This is a genomic window from Erysipelatoclostridium sp. An173 (assembly GCF_002160495.1).
Lineage (GTDB): Bacteria > Bacillota_I > Bacilli_A > Erysipelotrichales > Coprobacillaceae > Thomasclavelia > Thomasclavelia merdavium.
The window spans coordinates 1-19,233 of record NZ_NFKR01000013.1 but is presented as its reverse complement, the minus strand read 5'-3'; the positions used below and the strand labels follow the sequence as shown (position 1 = coordinate 19,233).

At 29.4% G+C, this 19,233-nt stretch carries 18 protein-coding genes, 2 tRNA genes and 1 rRNA gene; 8 read left to right on the top strand and 13 right to left on the bottom strand.

Annotation, left to right across the window (positions count from 1 at the left end; genetic code table 11):
* Position 1: 1 nt before the first annotated feature.
* Positions 2-268, bottom strand: a complete 267-nt coding sequence (locus B5F09_RS07310; RefSeq protein WP_087300222.1) for a UPF0223 family protein — start codon at positions 266-268, stop codon at positions 2-4.
* A 109-nt stretch (positions 269-377) separates the two neighbouring features.
* On the opposite strand from B5F09_RS07310, the gene B5F09_RS07305 reads away from it, so the two are divergent.
* A complete protein-coding gene (locus B5F09_RS07305; RefSeq protein WP_087373267.1) occupies positions 378-605 on the top strand; it encodes a hypothetical protein in 228 nt (75 codons plus the stop codon).
* A gap of 62 nt (positions 606-667) precedes the next feature.
* Entirely contained in the window at positions 668-1,237 is a 570-nt protein-coding gene (gene def, locus B5F09_RS07300) for a peptide deformylase (RefSeq protein WP_087300226.1), read from the top strand.
* A 33-nt stretch (positions 1,238-1,270) separates the two neighbouring features.
* Here the strand turns inward: def and B5F09_RS07295 are convergent, their stop codons facing one another.
* Together B5F09_RS07295 and B5F09_RS07290 are read right to left on the bottom strand one after the other, a co-directional pair.
* Positions 1,271-2,554 carry an O-acetylhomoserine aminocarboxypropyltransferase/cysteine synthase family protein gene (locus B5F09_RS07295; RefSeq protein ID WP_087300228.1) on the bottom strand — a complete coding sequence of 428 codons (1,284 nt, stop codon included), beginning with the start codon at positions 2,552-2,554 and terminating at the stop codon, positions 1,271-1,273.
* Between the two features lie 136 nt (positions 2,555-2,690).
* Complete coding sequence (locus B5F09_RS07290) at positions 2,691-3,113, bottom strand: hypothetical protein (protein ID WP_087373264.1); 423 nt, start codon at positions 3,111-3,113, stop codon at positions 2,691-2,693.
* A gap of 142 nt (positions 3,114-3,255) precedes the next feature.
* Between B5F09_RS07290 and B5F09_RS07285 the strand changes: the two genes are divergently transcribed.
* Together B5F09_RS07285 and B5F09_RS07280 are read left to right on the top strand one after the other, a co-directional pair.
* Positions 3,256-3,915, top strand: coding sequence for a hypothetical protein (locus tag B5F09_RS07285; protein WP_087300232.1), 660 nt, complete (start codon positions 3,256-3,258; stop codon positions 3,913-3,915).
* Positions 3,916-3,972: 57 nt separating this feature from the next.
* Positions 3,973-5,211 carry a 6-phosphofructokinase gene (locus tag B5F09_RS07280; protein ID WP_087373262.1) on the top strand — a complete coding sequence of 413 codons (1,239 nt, stop codon included), beginning with the start codon at positions 3,973-3,975 and terminating at the stop codon, positions 5,209-5,211.
* Between the two features lie 20 nt (positions 5,212-5,231).
* On the opposite strand, the gene B5F09_RS07275 is transcribed toward B5F09_RS07280, so the two are convergent.
* A complete protein-coding gene (locus tag B5F09_RS07275; protein ID WP_087373259.1) occupies positions 5,232-6,554 on the bottom strand; it encodes a PLP-dependent aminotransferase family protein in 1,323 nt (440 codons plus the stop codon).
* A 120-nt stretch (positions 6,555-6,674) separates the two neighbouring features.
* Between B5F09_RS07275 and cysK the strand changes: the two genes are divergently transcribed.
* Complete coding sequence (gene cysK, locus B5F09_RS07270) at positions 6,675-7,589, top strand: cysteine synthase A (protein ID WP_087373256.1); 915 nt, start codon at positions 6,675-6,677, stop codon at positions 7,587-7,589.
* Between the two features lie 22 nt (positions 7,590-7,611).
* On the opposite strand, the gene B5F09_RS07265 is transcribed toward cysK, so the two are convergent.
* The 3 genes from B5F09_RS07265 to B5F09_RS07255 form a co-directional block, all read right to left on the bottom strand.
* Positions 7,612-8,349, bottom strand: coding sequence for a YiiX/YebB-like N1pC/P60 family cysteine hydrolase (locus B5F09_RS07265; protein WP_087373253.1), 738 nt, complete (start codon positions 8,347-8,349; stop codon positions 7,612-7,614).
* A gap of 11 nt (positions 8,350-8,360) precedes the next feature.
* Positions 8,361-10,505 carry a Tex family protein gene (locus B5F09_RS07260; protein WP_087373250.1) on the bottom strand — a complete coding sequence of 715 codons (2,145 nt, stop codon included), beginning with the start codon at positions 10,503-10,505 and terminating at the stop codon, positions 8,361-8,363.
* A gap of 66 nt (positions 10,506-10,571) precedes the next feature.
* Positions 10,572-11,006 carry an NUDIX domain-containing protein gene (locus tag B5F09_RS07255; RefSeq protein ID WP_087373247.1) on the bottom strand — a complete coding sequence of 145 codons (435 nt, stop codon included), beginning with the start codon at positions 11,004-11,006 and terminating at the stop codon, positions 10,572-10,574.
* Between the two features lie 100 nt (positions 11,007-11,106).
* Here B5F09_RS07255 and pepV point away from each other — a divergent pair, with 100 nt between their 5' ends.
* Positions 11,107-12,477 carry a dipeptidase PepV gene (gene pepV, locus B5F09_RS07250; protein ID WP_087373244.1) on the top strand — a complete coding sequence of 457 codons (1,371 nt, stop codon included), beginning with the start codon at positions 11,107-11,109 and terminating at the stop codon, positions 12,475-12,477.
* A gap of 46 nt (positions 12,478-12,523) precedes the next feature.
* Positions 12,524-13,585: an HD domain-containing protein gene (locus B5F09_RS07245; RefSeq protein WP_087373240.1), complete on the top strand. Its 1,062-nt coding sequence runs from the start codon at positions 12,524-12,526 to the stop codon at positions 13,583-13,585.
* A 72-nt stretch (positions 13,586-13,657) separates the two neighbouring features.
* Here the strand turns inward: B5F09_RS07245 and B5F09_RS07240 are convergent.
* The 5 genes from B5F09_RS07240 to nagB all read right to left on the bottom strand — a co-directional run bounded on the left by B5F09_RS07240 (position 13,658) and on the right by nagB (position 16,985).
* Positions 13,658-13,731: transfer RNA gene (locus B5F09_RS07240), tRNA-Thr, on the bottom strand.
* Between the two features lies 1 nt (position 13,732).
* Positions 13,733-13,819 (bottom strand) — tRNA-Leu (locus tag B5F09_RS07235).
* Between the two features lie 69 nt (positions 13,820-13,888).
* The gene (gene metA / locus B5F09_RS07230; protein WP_087302327.1) at positions 13,889-14,836 is read right to left on the bottom strand and encodes a homoserine O-succinyltransferase; all 948 of its coding nucleotides are present in this window, start codon (positions 14,834-14,836) and stop codon (positions 13,889-13,891) included.
* Positions 14,837-14,892: 56 nt separating this feature from the next.
* On the bottom strand, positions 14,893-16,137 hold the full coding sequence (locus B5F09_RS07225; protein WP_087373235.1) for a deoxyguanosinetriphosphate triphosphohydrolase family protein: 1,245 nt from the start codon (positions 16,135-16,137) through the stop codon (positions 14,893-14,895).
* 116 nt (positions 16,138-16,253) lie between these two features.
* Positions 16,254-16,985: a glucosamine-6-phosphate deaminase gene (nagB, locus tag B5F09_RS07220; protein WP_087373232.1), complete on the bottom strand. Its 732-nt coding sequence runs from the start codon at positions 16,983-16,985 to the stop codon at positions 16,254-16,256.
* A 213-nt stretch (positions 16,986-17,198) separates the two neighbouring features.
* On the opposite strand from nagB, the gene ptsP reads away from it, so the two are divergent.
* Positions 17,199-18,908 carry a phosphoenolpyruvate--protein phosphotransferase gene (gene ptsP, locus B5F09_RS07215; RefSeq protein ID WP_087373228.1) on the top strand — a complete coding sequence of 570 codons (1,710 nt, stop codon included), beginning with the start codon at positions 17,199-17,201 and terminating at the stop codon, positions 18,906-18,908.
* 233 nt (positions 18,909-19,141) lie between these two features.
* Here the strand turns inward: ptsP and rrf are convergent.
* Positions 19,142-19,233: ribosomal RNA gene (gene rrf / locus B5F09_RS07210) — 5S ribosomal RNA — on the bottom strand; the annotation flags it as partial.

The following is a 19,233-nucleotide window of genomic DNA, read 5'->3' as shown; positions in this document are numbered from 1 at the left end:
TTTATTTACCTAAACGAATAAAATCTTGTTCTTTTGCCGCTTTAACAACCTGGTAAATTGAATAATGAGACACTTCATAAAATTCCTTATCAATTTGTTTTTCAGCACTTTTACTATCAACAATTTTTTTAAACTTTTGATATGCAGCCATAAATTCTTTTTTACTAATTCCACTTTCATACGCTTTTTCAACTGCATTATATAATCCAATAACATCGATTATCTCTTCAGTTGACCATGTATAATCTAACGGATAGTTATATTCCATATTCTCACCTCTTAATGTTTTATATTATAACTGAAAATTTATCGATTATCTACAATAACCCAAACAAAAGATAAATATTAGAATAGGATATACTAAAGGAGGCGATAATATGAACTGCGGATTTAATTATTCTGGTTGCGGATGCAATAGCTATAATCCTTTTGTTACTAACCCATTTAGTTGTTGTGGATGCAATAGCTGCTCAACTGGTTTTTCTAATTGCGGTTGTAGCTGTGGTAGTTGCGGTGGTTTTGGTTCTACAAACTGGTTTGCAATTGTATTAGTAGTATTTTTATTATTAATCATTTGCGGAAATTCTAGAATTAGAGTCGGATAACTATTTATTTCACCTCATTTTGTGATATAATACTATCAGAATTTTAAATGAGGTGAAAATTTATGATAACAATGCAGGATATAATCGATGATAAAAATAAATTAATTCGTGAAGTTTCTAAAGAAGTAGAATTACCTCTTAGCGATGAAGATCGTAAACTGCTTTTAGATATGCATGAGTTTTTAGTCAATTCTCAAGATCCTGAAACATCTGAAAAATATGATTTGCGACCTGCAGTCGGAATCGCTGCTATTCAGTTAGGAATTCCTAAACGTATGTTAGCTGTTCACGTCTTAGATTTTGATGAAGAAGGAAATGTTACTAAAGCTGATGATTATGCTTTGGTAAATCCAAAAATCGTTTCTTACACTGAAAAAAAATCTTATTTAAAAGATGGTGAAGGTTGTTTATCAGTCAATTATGATGTTCAAGGATACGTACCACGCTACGCCAAAGTTACTGTTAAAGGTTACGATGTTTTAACTGATCAAGAGGTAAAAATTGTAGCTAGAGGCTTTTTATCTATTTGTTTACAACATGAACTAGATCATTTTGAAGGCGTTTTATTCTATGATCGAATTGATAAAGATAATCCATTAATGCCAATTGAAAATGCATTGATTATAAAATAAATACTGATATCATTTTGATATCAGTATTTTTTATTATTGAATTTTAGCAAAAGCTTGTTTTAAATCAGTGATTAAATCTTCAACATCTTCCAAACCAACTGACATTCTAATAGTTTCTTGTTTTACTCCACCAGCTAATCGTTCTTCTTCAGACATTTGAGCATGTGTAGTACTTGCAGGATGAGTAAGTAATGAACGTGAATCAGCAAAATTAGTTACATGAATAAATAATTTAATATTATTAATAACTGTTTTACCACCTTCAACGCCACCTTTAACACCGAATGTATATAATCCACCAAAACCATTAGGGAAATATTTTTTAGCTAATTCATAATTAGGATTATCAGGTAATTCAGCATAGCTAACCCATTCAACATCAGGACATTCATTTAAAAATTTAGCAAGAGTTCGTGAATTTTCAACATGTTTTTTCATTCGAAGTGATAATGTTTCTAACCCTAATAATGTCATATAAGCATTAAATGGTGACATACATCCACCTAAATCACGTAAAGTTTTTGCTACTGCTTTAGTACAAAATGCTCCTTGTCCTAAATTAGCATAAACGATATCATGATATGCTTTATCTGGTGTATTAAATAATGGATAACGTGGATTATCTTTCCAGTTAAAATTACCAGAATCTACAACAATACCACCCATTACATTACCATGACCTGCTAAATATTTAGTAGTTGAATAAACTACCAAATCAGCCCCATGTTCGATTGGTCTAAATAAATATGGTGTTGGTGTTGTATTATCGACAACAAATAAAATTCCATATTTTTTAGCAATGGCACTAATGGCATCAAAATCAAGCATATCACCATTTGGATTTCCTACAGACTCAACAAAAATAATTTTAGTTTTATCATTAATCAATTCTTCAAGAGCTGTTAAGTCTTTAGGATCTACAAAATGTGATTTAAATCCCATTCCCGTCATTGTTCCTGATAAAGATCCAATTGTTCCCCCATATAAGTTGTTAGCAGCAATAATTTCATCACCACTTTGACAAACTGTCATGATCATTCCCATGATGGCTGCTGTTCCAGAAGCAAAAGCTACTGCATCAACACCACCATCTAATGCTGCCATTCTTTTTTGTAAAGCATCAACAGTAGGATTTGATAATCGTGAATAAAAATATCCCCCTTCTTCTAATGCAAAAATTCTAGCTGCTTGATCAGCATCTTCGAATGTAAAAGCATTTGATAAATATAGTGGCAATCCTGTTGCTTTTGTTACTGGGTCAGGTTGTTGCCCGGCATGTATTTGTAGTGTTTCAAAACCATATTCTTTATTATCCATAATAATTCCTCCTAAAATTGATAAAATTGTATCATAGATATTATCATTTTTCTATATATAATCTTGGATTTAATTATTTATCTACAAATTAAAAAAGACAATAAATCCAGTTAGCTAATCAACTGAATTATTGCCTTTAATAATAATCACGTACTATATTAACCATATCTTCTATATATAATCGAGCCCCATCAATTACACATTGATCAATTTCTTTTAACTGCTTAAATGTTAATTTAAATGAATATTGTTCTCTCATCAGTGGTAAATTAGTTTCCTGACATAATTTAATCATATTGGTCATTTTATGATCATTTAAATAGAAAGCATTAAATAGTGCAATATTATGGACATTTTTTCGATCTAAATTTTTAATAAAATTTTCTAATTCACTATCTTTTCTTACTGAATCATCAAAACCAATCAGTAATAAATCAATAGTAGCATTTTTATCAAAATCATTAATTGATTTAGCATATGTTTTAACCCAGCGAGCCATCGCTTCGGCCACTGGTTTAATATGTTTGGATTTATTCGTATATATTACTTCTACTCTCATCGATATCACCATTTTTATTTTAAATTGCTAATGTGAACTATATGTTAACCATATTAAAATTATAAACAATAAATTTTTTCAAATCTATATTTTAATTATATAAATCAAAGAATGTGGCACAATATTATTTGAGGTGTAAATCATGGTCAAAAAAATCATTTTAATTGTTTTTTCACTCCTTTTCCTTAGCGGCTGTGTCAAAGGAGATGTAAATATTAAATATACTAATCTAGAAAAAGCTAATTTAATTATTGAATTATTATGCCAGAAAGAAATACTTTCTACATATGATACAACATTAGAAGATATTCAAAATAAACTTGCAGTAAACCAGTTAAAAAACTGGCAAATTAAAGAATTAAACGAATCAATCAATGGTGTAAGTTATGTCGGTTTTGCTCTTAATGCCCCAGATAATATTAATAACATGCTATTAAATTATATTAGTTATGATCAAGAAAATAATACCTATCAAGTACTATTTCCTAAAGATCTTATTGACAGTTTATTAAATAGCAGTGAGTTACAAGATATCAATAATTCATCTCTTTTATCTTTAGAAAATATGGGATTAGAAATTAATTTAAAAATTTCTCTACCGGGTAAAATCACGGAAACTAATTACGGTAACATAAACAACAATGAAGTTAAAATCAATTTATTAGATTTTATTACGCAAAAACAAACAACCGAAATTAAAATCACCTCTAGTAAACAAAATTTTGATAGTCGCCTAATAAATATTCTTTTAATTATTATTTTAGTAACATCTTTATATTTCTTATTACGAAAAAAGCATTAACTACTTTTTTTTAATGTCTAAAAATGTTAGAATGTGTTCGTAATAAAGGAGAATAAAATGAAAAAGAGAAATTGTATTATTGGACAATCTGGAGGACCCACAATAGCAATTAATGCAAGCTTAGCTGGTATCATCCATAAAGCAAAATCAACAGCAGAATATGAAAATGTCTATGGAATGATCAATGGTATTAAAGGACTTTTAGAAGGCCGTTATATGGACTTATTAAAAGAGTTTGATACCGGAGAAAAAATTAATGCTTTAAAACAGACTCCAGCGATGTATTTAGGATCTTGTCGTTTTAAATTACCTACATATAAAGAAAACGAAGAAACTTATGTCAAATTATTTGAAATCTTAGGAAAATTAGAAATTACTGATTTTTTCTATATTGGTGGTAATGATTCTATGGATACTGTTATGAAATTAGATGATTACGCCCAATCAATCAATAGCCCAATTAAATTTATCGGTATTCCTAAAACTATTGATAATGATTTAATGGGAACTGATCATACCCCTGGTTTTGGTTCAGCAGCTAAATATGTTGCTTCATCAATTCTAGAAGTAGTTCATGATAGTTTAATTTATCAATTACAATCAGTTACGATCATTGAAATCATGGGACGTAATGCTGGCTGGTTAACTGCAGCAGCAGCATTAGCTCGAAATGAATATAATGATGCCCCTGATTTAATTTATCTACCTGAAGTTGTCTTTGATAAAGATAAATTCTTAGATGATATCCGTGAAGTATTTAAACGTAAACGTTGTGTTGTTATCGCTGTTAGTGAAGGAATTAAAGACAAAGATGGTCATTTCCTTGATGATAATTCAAAATACGCTAAAAAAGATGCTTTCGGTCATGTTCTTCACTCAGGAACTGGTAAAATGCTTGAATCATTAGTATTTAAAGAATTCCAATGTAAAGTACGTAGTATTGAATTAAATGTTCTACAAAGATGTGCTATGCATATTGGAAGTAAAACTGATTTAAATGAATCTTTTGTAATTGGTCAAAAAGCAGTAGAAACTGCAATGACTAAAAAATCTGGTCAAGTAATGGGATTTAAACGAATTTCTAATAACCCATATGTTATTGACTATATTTCTACTGATGTTCGTGAAGTAGCTAATTTAGAACAAAAGATTCCTACTGAATGGATCAATGATGATCATAATGGTATTACTAAAGAACTATATGATTATTTATTCCCATTAATTCAAGGTGAAGTTCATATTACTTATAAAAATGGTATTCCAGCTTATTATAGCTGCAAACATTTAAATCATTAAAATAGTGGTTAATGCAACCACTATTTTTTTGACCATATTTTTTTTAATAAACTTACCGCTTCATCAATATCACTTTCTAGGATTCCAGAAAATGAAAGTGCTAATTGATTACTACTGTTTTTAGTAACATTTATATTATTCCTTTTAGCAGTTTCAATATAATAATCTATTAAATCATCTTCTATTGCCATTGTGATTTTAAGAGCTGTTTCATATAATTCAAAATGATGATTAGGAAAAGCTTTCTTCAATTCATTTAATAAATGATTTCCTTTAAAACGATAGTGCTTACGCAAACGTTTTAAATGCCTAGCTAATTGACCATCTTCAATATACATTGCTAAAGCTAATTGTTCTAGTTTTGAAGCAGTTTGATGATAATCATTAACTTTTAAAAGAAAATCACTTACTAAATTATTTGGTAAAACCATATAACTAATTCTAATTGATGGTAACAACAATTTAGAAAAAGAACCAATATAAAATATCCGATCATTCTCTAATTTAGACATCGCATCAATTGGTTTGCTATTAAACTTCAATTCACCATTATGATCATCTTCAATTATATAAACATTATTAGCACGAGCATAATTAATAATTTCTAATCGTCGCTGTTGTTTAATAGGATGACCATGATATCCCCCTGAAGAACTATTTAAATAAAGCAGTTTTAAATTAGTCCGCTGCAATCCTTCGATCGTTATTCCCTGATCATCAACTGGTAGTTTAACAACTTGCATATGGCAGTCATGAAAAACCGCTTCAGCCTGTTTAAAACCGCCTTCTTCTATACCTACTAAATTATCTTTTTTAAATAAACTGCAAATATGATATAAAAGAATTTGAAAACCAGCTCCAATGATATAATGGTCAACTGGTCGACTCAATCCTCTAAATTCATGACAATATTGCTGTAAAGCTGCTCTTAAAGCCTTTTCCCCTAGAGGATCGCCATAGCACATTAAATCATCAGTTTGATTCAAAGCTTTTTTTATGTATTTTTTCCAAATATCTAAATTAAAACTTTCATTATCGACTAAACGTCCACTAAAATCATAACGATAGGTATGATTATCTAATGCTAATGAATTTTCTGCTTTAACTGTTTTTTTTGATTGATTTTGATATTGAACATCAACAAAATAACCAACTTTTTCTTTAGCAAAAATATATCCTTCGACCAATAATTGTAAATATGCGCTTTCTACCGTTGTCCTGCTTACATCTAAACGTTTAGCCATTTGTCTAATTGATGGTATTTTTTCCTGATATTTTAAATAACCATTTTCGATATCATCGATGATTGTTTGATAAACTTGTAAATATTTATAATCTTTCATAATCAGTCCCCTTTAAAATTATTATAAATAACAATTTTTTCCATGACAATGAAATAAATTTATTATTTCTCTACCATCTTTTCATAAATAGTGGTATAACTAAAAAAAGGATGTGAATTTATGAGTATTAAAAAAAGTGTTTTAGAAACAATCGGAAAAACACCATTAATTGAAATAGAACGTTATAAAGCAGCAAAAAAAATCAATAATAACCTATTTGCGAAAGTAGAATTTTTCAATCCTGGTGGCAGTGTTAAAGATCGTGTTGGTCTAAAATTAATTAAACAAGCTTATCAAGATGGATTAATTAATGAAAAAACTACTATTATTGAACCAACTAGCGGAAATACTGGCATTGGTTTAGCAATTGCTTGTGCCATCTATGGTAATGAGTTAATTTTAACTATGCCAGAAACGATGTCAATTGAAAGACAAAAATTATTAAAAGCTTATGGTGCTAAAATCGTACTGACTTCAGCCAAAAAAGGAATGCAAGGTTCGGTTGATAAAGCTAACGAATTAGCTGATAAAATTGAAAACAGTTATATTCCTGGTCAATTTGTCAATCCTAATAATCCTCTAGCTCATCAAGAAAGCACTGCTTTAGAAATCATAGAAGATTTTAATGATGACATTGATTATTTTGTTGCTGGTATTGGTACTGGTGGAACTATTACTGGAATTGCTCGGGTTTTAAAAGAAAAGTATCCAGATATTAAAATAGTTGGAATTGAACCTGAAGATTCGCCATTAATTTCTAAAGGAAAAGCTGGTCCTCATGATTTACAAGGGATTGGAGCAAATTTTATTCCTGATATTTTAGATTTAGATTTAATCGATAGTATTATTACCGTTTCTAGTGAAGATGCATATCAAGCCTCAAGATTATTAGCTAAAAAAGAAGGTTTATTAGTGGGTATTACTGCTGGAGCTGCTTTACATGGTGCTAGTAAATTACCTGGTGAAGATAAAAATATTGTTGTTTTATTACCAGATACTGGTGAACGTTATTTATCAACTGAATTATTTAAATAAAAAAGATGCCACGGCATCTTTTTTATGTTATTACTATTTGTTCATTATTTTTTTCTAATAGATAGACATGCTCTATATCATCTAATGTTTCTAAAAAATCACTTAAATCCGTCGGAGTAATAACTATATGATCAACTATAGTACTTGTTTTATTTATCTCGATATCATTAGCTAACAAGGCATAATAGACTAATTCACTGCAATATAAAGCACTATCATCATAAGTTGTCATACTATAATCATAAGGCGTATCTAAATAATCTAAAGCTCGATTTAAATAATTTTTTATGAAATTTTTATCTTCATTAAAACGATATCCGGTTAACGCTTTTAAATAAGATTCTTTTTTTAAATTAGCCATCTGATCAAGAGTCCTGATTTTCACCCCGGTAGAGTTGCTATCTAAAACCAAAATTTCATCTTTAGTTTGATAATGATTATTTATCTCTTGATAATATTTATCATCAACAGTAAATACTTCATTGAACTGCTGATATGTCCCTAAATAAAATATTGAATGTTTCCAACGGCCTGGAATAGCATATGAACTTAAATAATTAGAATTTTCAATATTAATAATATCCCCCGTTTTAAATAGTTCAATATAGCTAGTTAGTTCGTCATATTCAATTACTTCAGGTTCTAAAGTTGTTGTCTTAGGTAAAGCAACTTCTTGATCCTGGTTTGATTTTAAATTTGATAAACTAACTACACTTAACAACAAAACAACTATTCCTAGTAGAAACAATCTTTTTTTCATCAACTCATCCTTTAATTTTTAATCATACTTAAGGCAACACGATGTTTTTTTACATCAACATCAATGACATATACTTCAACAATGTCACCTATGCTTAGTTTATCCAAAGGATGTCTAATTCTTTCATTAGAAATCTTAGAAATATGGACTAAACCATCATTTTTTAACCCGATGTCAACAAATGCTCCAAAATCAACAACATTTCTAACTGTTCCTTCTAATTGCATTCCTGGTTTTAAATCTTCAATTTTTAAAATGTCTTTTTTCAATAATGGTGTTGGATAAGCATCTCTTGGTGAACGATTAGGTTTAATAAAGCTATCAATAATATCATCTAAAGTATAAGAATCAATTCCTAAATCATTAATTACTTTTTCTTTATCAATTGTTTCTAATTTTTCACTAATTTCTTTAGAACCAAGCATACTTGTATCAGCGTTGATTAGCTTTAACAATGCTTTAGCTTGATTATAGTTTTCAGGATGAATAGCTGTAGCATCAAAAGGTTCATTAGCACCTGGTATTCTTAAAAAACCAATTGCCTGCTGATATGTTTTAGCACCTAACTTACTAACATTTTTTATTTCCTTACGATTAGTAAATTTACCATGTTCATCGCGATATTTGATAATATTTTTAGCTACACCACTATTTAAACCTGAAACATATTGTAATAATGAAGCAGAAGCAGTATTAATATCAACACCGACACTATTTACCGCCTTTTCAACAACAAAATCTAGCTGTTCTTCTAATAGCTTAGGATTAATATCATGTTGATATTGACCAACACTGATTGCTTTAGGTTCGATTTTAACAAGCTCAGCTAAAGGATCTTGTAATCTTCTTGCAATCGATACTGCTGAACGTTCTTCAACTTGAAAATCTGGAAATTCCTCTTTAGCAAGTTTGCTTGCAGAGTATACTGAAGCACCAGCTTCAGAAATTATCGCATAATCTACATCAAGATGATTATCTTTAATTAATTTAGAAATAAAAGCTTCACTTTCACGGCTAGCTGTTCCATTACCAATAGCAATAATTTCAATCTGATATTTTTTAATTATATCTAATAAAATTTTCTTTTCTTTATCGTAATTATCTTTAGGAATCGTAATAAATACTTTATCAATTTTTAATACTTTTCCGGTTTGATCAACTACTGCTAATTTACAGCCAGTTCGATATGCTGGATCGACTCCTAAAACCATCTTATCTTTAAGCGGTGCTTGCATTAATAATTTTTCTAAGTTTACTGAAAAAACTTTAAGCGCCTGTTCACTAGCTTTTTCTGTTAATTCATGACGAACTTCACGTTCAATTGATGGTAATAATAATCGATTCAAACTATCTTCAACAGCTTTTAAAATATATTCATTAACGCTGCTGGTTTTATTTCTAGTTACACCTCGATTTATATACTGAATCAAAAATTCTTTATCCATCACGATATTTACAGTAATAACCTTCTCTTTTTCAGCACGATTTATTGCTAAAATTCGATGTGAAACAATTCGATTTACTCGTTCATGGAAATCATAATACATTTCATATACTTTATCTTCATCAGGATTTTTCTTTTTTACTTTAGTTTCAATTGTTCCTGATTTATACATAATATCTTTAACAAATTTTCGATATTTAATATCGTCACTAATTACTTCAGCAATAATATCTAAAGCTCCCTGGATAGCTTCAGCTTCGCTTGTTACTTTATCATTTAAATATTTTTTTGCAACTTGTTCAATATCACCATTTGGTAAACTTAAGATCCATTTACTCAATGGCTCTAATCCCTTAGCTTTAGCTTCAGTTGCTTTAGTTTTTCTTTTTTCTTTATAAGGACGATATAAATCTTCAACGATATTTAATTTAGTTGCCTGTAAAATATCTTTTTTTAACTGGTCTGTTAACATTCCCTTTTCATCAATTAAACGAATAACATCTTCTTTTCGTTTCAATAAATTAACCTGATATTGATAATATTTATCAATGTCTCTGATTTGATCTTCGTTTAAACCACCAGTAGCTTCTTTACGATAACGTGCTATAAAAGGAACTGTATTTCCTTGCTGTAACAAAGACAATACTGCTTCAACTTGTTTTTTTGTTATCTCTAATTCGTTTACTACTAATCCAATAATTTCTTCGTTCATATAATCTCCTTTGAAAAATGTCTGACCACTCTATTTTACTTTAAAATTACAAATTATCAACCAAAATTATACGTTAGCTTTACTAAAATCACGCCCTAGATAATATTCTTCAATAGTATAAATAATATCATTATATATTTCTTTATCTAACAATTCTTTTGCTTTTTCTATCGTTACAAAACAATAATCAGTGTGTTCATCGGAAAGGCGAACATGATCATTTTTTGGAATACATAAAAAGCCGATTCCAACTGTCTGATAATCTTCTCTAATTTTTGTAAATGTGTAAGCTGGTTTAATTATTACAATATCTAATCCTGTTTCCTCCTTTAACTCTCTAATCAAAGCCTGATTAGGTGTTTCTCCATATTCTAGTCCACCTCCAGGCAATTCCCAAAAACCTAATCCATCTGTTGAGGGTTTAACTCTTTTTAATAATAAAATCTTATTATCTAATACGACAATACCTTTTACAGTTATGTGAAATTTTACATTTTTCATGCTCTACCTCCTAATTATTTACTATATCATAACACTATTATTATTAAAATTGTTAAAAAATACAACTAATAGTGTTATAATTATTTTCGAGGTGATTATAATGATAGATTTTAAATCGGAAGTACTAAAAATAAAAGATCAAATGCTTCAAGATATAAAAGATTTATGTGCTATTCCTTCAATGCAAGATGATAGCACGGTTGCTTTATTTGCACCTTATGGTGCTGCCAATCGTAAAGCGCTCGATGCCATGTTAGAAATTGGACGCCGTGACGGTTTTGAAGTTCAAGATGTAGATGGACATGCGGGTCATATTGATATTGGTAGTGGTGAAGAAACTCTAGGAATTTTAGGACACCTGGATGTTGTTCCAGTAAATGAAGCTGGTTGGGATACTAATCCTTTTGAAGTAGTTATTAAAGATGGTAAATTATATGGCCGTGGTGTAGCTGATGATAAAGGACCTTTAATTGCTAGTTACTATGCTGCTAAAATTGTTAACTCATTAAACATTCCAACTAAAATGAAAACTAGAGTTATTTTTGGATGTAACGAAGAATTAGGTAGCAGCTGTGTCAAATATTATTTTACTAAAATGCCTTATCCAACAATGGGATTTACCCCTGATGCTGGTTTCCCAGTTGTTTATGGTGAAAAAGCTGGTTGCAGTTTTGAAATAACTGGTAATGTTGAAAAAAATGGTTTAATTTATCTATGTGCAGGATCACGACCTAATATTGTTCCAGAAACTTGTGAAGCAATAATCGAAGGAAATCATAAACAATATGTTGATTCTTTCCAAAAATTTCTAAGTAGTAATAATTTAACTGGAACTATCGAAGAAGAAGGAAATCATACTAAACTGGTTTTAAAAGGAAAATCAGCTCATGCTAGTACCCCTGAAGAAGGTATTAATGCTGTAGTTTATTTATGCAAATATTTAGCTACTGTAGTTGATAATAAAGTAGTTGATTTTGTATTGGAATATCTTGATGATTACCATGGTAAAAAATTAGGAATTGATTTTAATGGGGCTATGGGACCTTTAACTATGAATCTTGGTGTTATTTCTTATTGCAAAGAAAATTTAAAAATAACTTTAGATTTACGTTGTCCTCATGATATGGATTTTGATAAGATGATTGAAAAATTCCAAACAGCCTGCAGTAATTATCAATTAAACGAAAATCATGATATTGGTAAAGCTTTATATATTGATCCTAAATCTAAATTAGTTTCTACCCTACATCAAGCATATGTTGATGTTTCAGGTGATACTAATTCTAAACCACAAGCAATTGGTGGCGGAACTTATGCTAAATCAATGCCAAACTGTGTTGCTTTCGGCGCTGAATTTGAAGGTGAAGATAATTTTATTCATGGAAATAATGAAAATATTAAAATTGATTCGTTACTTAAAGCAACTGAAATTTATTGCCATGCAATTTATAATTTAATAAAAGCTGATTAAAATCTCGTTACGAGATTTTTTTCAATTATATAAACGGAGTATATTAATGAACAACTATATAAATAATTTGCATCCTGAAATCAAAGAATATTTTAAAATCTTATCACCAGAATTTCCAGATTGGTTAGTTGATTACATCGATACACTGCCAATGCAAAGATTGAAGGATATTAGTATGAACTGCGGTTTAGATTATTGTAAACTTTTTAATATCCAATACTGGTATTCAACCCTTGACCATAGTGTAGCAGTAGCATTAATTATCTGGCATTTTACTCATGATAAAAAACAAACTTTAGCTGGCTTATTCCACGATATTACTACTCCGGCTTTTAAACATTGTATTGATTTTTTATACGGTGATACGCTAGTACAAGAGGCAACTGAAGAAAAAACAGCGCTAATGATTTCAAATTCAAAAGAAATCTGCACATTATTAAAAAAAGATAATATTAAAATTGAAGATGTTATTGATTATCATATATATCCAATTGCTGATAATGATACTCCTAGATTAAGTGCAGATCGCTTTGAGTATAATTTTTCTAGCGGTCTTAGTTTTTACCGGATTTGGCAATTAGATACAATTAAGGAAATCTATCAAAATATTGAAATACTTGTTAATGAAGATAATATAATTGAGTTAGGATTTACTGATTTAAAAGTTGCCAAAAAATACATAGATACTGTTTGTAAATTATGGCCTCAATGGATAAGTGATAAAGATCGAACAGCAATGCAGTTTATAGCAGATATAATAAAATCAATGAATTTTAGTGACTATTTAACTATCGATGATCTTTATACGCTTTCAGAAAGAAAAATAATCGAGAAGATTTTAAATTGTAAAGATGATTATCTTAAAAATAATTTTATTAGATTTCAAAAAACGATTTCATTTTATGGCAGCAATTCTTTTCAAAAAGATAAGTATTGTATTAATATCGATGTTAAAAAAAGATATATTACTCCACTAGTTAAACATAATGGTAAAATATATCGTATCAATGATATTTCATTAAAAGCCTCAAGAGATATTGAACAATATTTAAATCTAAAGCATTTTAAATATACTGGCTTTAATTTTGATTTTAAACCCTATAAATGATTTAAAAGACTACAAATATTGTAGTCTTTTAATAACGTTAGAAAATAAATGCTCTATCAATTAACTTTAAAATGGTGCCGGAGCCAAGAATCGAACTTGAATTTCATGATTACCATTCATGCGTTCTGCCATTGAACTACACCGGCATGGTGCAGACAGCGAGAGTTGAACTCGCACGAGCTAATGCCCACTACCCCCTCAAGATAGCGCGTATACCAGTTTCGCCATGTCTGCATTTGGCCTTCTTGCCGTAAGTAGATTCTATCAAATTATCAAAAAAAAATAAAGACTAGAATGCAAATTCTAATCTTTTTTTCCTGTCTTAATTGATTCTAAATCATTTAAGTCATATGGTGTTAATTGATAAACATAATAATTTAACCAGTTACTAAATAATAAATAAGCATGAGAACGCCATTTAACCAATATTTCATTATTTATATCATCATTACGATAATAATTTTTAGGCATCGTAGCATCACTAGAAATTGCTAAATCCCTTTTATATTCTTTATCTAATGTATCAGGATCGTATTCTGGATGACCGGTAACAAAAAAACGTGATCCATCCTTTTCAGCAATTAAATAAACACCAGCTTCTTTGCTTTGAGCTAAGATATCTAAACTAGCAACTTTTTCAATATCTTTTGCTAAAACAGTTGTATATCTTGAATGAGGTGCATAAAATTGATAGTCAAAGCCTCTTAATATCTTACGTTTCATCTTTTCAATATTAGTACTATGGAAATATACTCCGGTCAATTTTTCATCTAATTTATGTTTTGGAATCCCATAATAATGATACAATGCCGCTTGCGATGACCAGCAAATGAAAAAAGAACTGAAGACATGTGTTTTGGCCCACTCTAAAATTTCTACCATTTCTTGCCAATAATCAACTTCTTCAAATGGCAATTTTTCTACTGGGGCTCCAGTAATAATCAAACCATCATAACTTTTATCTTTTATATCTTTGAAAGTTTTATAAAAAGCCAATAAATGCTCTTGTGAAGTATTTTTAGATTCATGACTGGCCATATGAATCCAGTCAACTTCTATTTGCAAAGGTGTATTTGAAAGCATTCTTAATAATTGCGTTTCAGTTACAATCTTAGTTGGCATAATATTCAATATTAAAAGCTGTAACGGGCGAATTTCTTGCGATAAAGCCCTATTTTCATCCATAACAAAAATATTTTCTTCTCTTAATATTTTACTAGCTGGTAAATCATTAGGTATTTTAATAGGCATAAGCTAACCTCCTAACATAAACATTAGTTTACCATAACTTAATAAATATTTTAAGACTAAAACGCAATTAATTCATTAAAAATCTGAATAATATAAGCATCACTCATTCCTGATAAATAATCAATTATACTTTTAATCATCGCTTGATCATCATTAATAAAATCATATATTACTTTATTTTGATATATTTCATTACGTTTAAAATATTTCATATTACTATATTTTTCTAACCAATGAACAAAACCATTAATAGTATTAGGAAACTGTTCTTTATCTTTAAGTAACTCATTAATTAAGTTAGTATTTAAATCCTTAGCTATTAAATCATACTTATAATAAAAATCAAAAATTGAATGTAACATTAAACTAACATAATCACTATGGATTTTAACACGATCAATTTTATATATATTTTGATAATTAAATTTCATAATAGTTTTCATTATTTCAAATGCTGTTTTAGATAATGCAATTCCATCATCAGGATTACTATTTTTGCATACATCCTGAATGAAATAATTAACTATCGTTCCATTATTGATTGCATTGAATTGATAGTCTTCAGAAAGCTGATTCAATGACATTCTTAAGACTTCAACTTTATTTTCTTTTAAAACTTTTAATCGCAACGCATCTTCAATATCACGAGCTAAATATGCTATTTTATCAGCAACCTTAACAACACAGCCTTCCCATGTAAAAGGATTATATTGACCGGGTGTTAAATAATCGTTTAAATCTATCGCTTGATCACGTTTTTTTATTTTCATTTGCTGCATCTCACCACAGTGTGAAATAATACCATCTCTAACAGCATAAGTTAAATTTAGATTATGACGTACATGTTCATCATCCTCTAATGTTTCAATATTGTCAATAAAATGCAGACTATTACGTTCATGCCAAAATGAATCTAACCCATTACTTTTAGCAATATCATTAATGATTGTTTCACCACCATGCCCAAAAGGTGCATGACCCAAATCATGGCCAACAGCAATAGCTTTAGTTAATTCTGTATTTAAACCTAAATAATTTGCAATAGTATAACTAATTGATTCTACTAAATTTACATGTTCACTACGTGTACAAACATGGTCGTCTTTAACTGCGAAAAAAACTTGAGTTTTATGTTTAAGACGACGATACGCTTGAGAAAAAATTATTCTAGTATAATCACGACCAAACTCACTACGTAAATCACTATCACGCTGATAAATCGGTGATACTCGTTTTATTGATAATGAATAATTTTTATTGTTTTCATTCATAGCCTCATTAATAAATAAATTTTTTGTCATTTTAATACCCCTTTTTTATTATATATTTTATGTAATAATAGTACAAATCAAGAGCGTATTTTAAAGTTAAAAAAAGGGTTTTAAAAAAGGAAAGAATAACATCTTTCCTTTAAAATCTATTTAGTTAATAAACTAGCTGCTGCTTTATCAATAATAACTGTAACATCATCATGATCTTGTAAAGCACTTGCAGGTACATCTACAGTTTTTTCACCTTCTACTAATACTTTAATTGGTACAGCTTTATTTTCACCACAAGCAACTAATAATAATTTTTTAGCAGCTAAAATATTAGAGATACCCATTGTAATTGCATGAGTTGGTACTTCATCAATATTACCATTAAAGAATAAACGAGCGTTATCTTGACGAGTACTTTCTTTTAATTCAATCATATGAGTTACTGAATCAAAAGCAGTTCCTGGTTCATTGAATCCAATATGACCATTTGATCCAATTCCTAATAATTGGATATCCAATTGATTGTTAGCTAATAATTCGTTATAGTCATCACAGCTTTTTTGAATTTCACCAGCACCATTTGGTACATGAACATTTTCAGGATTGATATCAATATCTTTAAATAAATGTTGTTCCATAAAGTAATGATAACTTTGAGGATGTGTTGGTTCTAAACCAAAATATTCATCTAAGTTAAATGTTTTAATGTCTTTATAAGAAGTCCCGTTCTTCTTATGATCTTCAATCATCAATTCATATAAACGAATTGGAGTTGATCCTGTTGCTAATCCTAAATTTGCAGTTGGATTATTTTTTACTACTTCCAACATTACTTTTGCAGCTTCTACGCTTGCTTCTTCATAATTTTCTACTATAATTACTTTCATTTTACGTCCCTCCGCATATATGATACTATTTTAAAGCATTTTGTTCAAGCTAATAGACAGAAAATCAGCTCTTTTTTATCTATAATCATTAATAGTTTATTACTATTCTAAACAATAAATTATAATTAAAAATAAGTTAAAAGTAAAACCAATAATTCTTTATTTTTTTCTATAAATAAGGTAAAATGAATATATATATGGAGGTGTTTTTATATGATAAAAGGTATTGGGGCTTCTAGTGGTATTGCGATAGCAAAAGCCTATAAACTAGTTATGCCAGATTTAACAGTAACTAAAGTTACTGTAGAAGATGTAGATGCTGAAATCAAAAAATTTGATGACGCTATGTCACAAACTGCAAAAGAGTTAGAATCAATTAAGGAAGCCGCATCAAAAAATCTTTCTGCTGAAGAAGCTGCAGTATTTGATGCACATGCATTAGTACTTCAAGATCCTGAATTAAAAACTCAAGTTGAAGACAAAATTAAAAATGAAAAAATTAATGCTGATGCAGCATTAGATGAAGTTGCAAATACTTTCATCATGATGTTTGAAAGTATGGATGATCCATACTTTAAAGAAAGAGCTGCTGATATTAAAGACGTTTCACGTCGTTTATTAGCTAATTTATTAGGAAAATCATTACCTAATCCAGCGTTAATTGATGAAGAAGTTGTAATCATTGCTGATGATTTAACTCCATCTGATACAGCTCAATTAAATAAAAATTTAGTTAAAGGTTTTGCTACTAACATTGGTGGAAGAACTTCTCACTCTGCAATCATGGCTCGTTCATTAGAAATTCCTGCAGTTGTTTCTTGTAAAACAATTACAGAAGAAGCTAATGATGATGATATGATTATCTTAGATGGAGAAGCTGGTGTTGTAATTATCAACCCAACTGATGATGAAATCAAAGAATATGAAGCAAAACGTGAAGCATTCATTGCATATAAAGAAGAATTAAAACAATTAAAGAATGAAAAATCAGTTACTGTTGATGGACATCAAGTTGAATTAGTAGCTAATATTGGTTCTCCTAAAGATATTCAAGGTGTTCTTGATAACGGTGGTGAAGGTGTCGGATTATTTAGAACTGAATTCTTATACATGGAATCAGCTGAATTACCTACTGAAGAACAACAATTTAACGTTTATAAAGAAGTATTAGAAGGAATGAACGGTAAACCAGTTGTTGTACGTACATTAGATATCGGTGGAGATAAGAAAATCGAAGCTCTTCCATTACCTGAAGAAATGAATCCATTCTTAGGAGTACGTGCGGTTCGTTTATGCTTCCAAAGAGAAGATATCTTCAGAGTACAATTAAGAGCATTATTAAGAGCATCAGTATATGGTGACTTAAGAATTATGTTCCCTATGATTGCTACATTAGATGAATTTAGAAAAGCTAAAGGAATCTTAATGGAAGAAAAAGAAAAATTAGTTAACGAAGGTATTGAAGTTTCTGATACATTCCAAGTTGGTATTATGATTGAAATCCCTGCAGCAGCAGTATTAGCTGATCAATTAGCTAAAGAAGTTGATTTCTTCTCAATTGGAACTAATGACTTAGTTCAATATACATTTGCAGCTGACAGAATGTCTTCTGGTGTATCTTACTTATATCAACCATTCCATCCATCAATTTTACGTTTAGTTAAACACGTAATTGAATCAGCTCATGCTGAAGGAAAATGGACTGGTATGTGTGGAGAAATGGCTGGAGAAGCTATCGCAGCCCCATTACTAATTGGTTTAGGATTAGATGAATTCTCTATGTCTGCTACTTCTATTTTATCTCAAAGAAAATTAATCAGATCAATGAAAAAATCTGAAATGGAAGAATTAGCAGCTAAAGCAATTAACTGCGGAACTATGGATGAAGTAGTTGCTCTAGTTAAAGAAGCAGTTGATTTATAATAAGTAAAAAGTCTCGCAAGAGACTTTTTCTTTTTGTTAAAATAATATAATGCATTAATATTCTTTAAAGCTGATTTTTATAGTGAGAATCCACTAAAATTCCCCCTAAAAAATTTTGTAATCTACCTAAATTATTTATCTTTCAAATAAAAAAAGGCCCTAGAAGGGCAAAATGGATACATTGTAAAAAGCATATATCGTTTGATAAAGAATTCTAGATAATAAAAAAGAAGAACCGGCAGCTAGCTATTGTTGCACGTAAGTACTATCGTCGCCGTTATGATGCTTAACTTCTGTGTTCGGAATGGGTACAGGTGTGTCCATC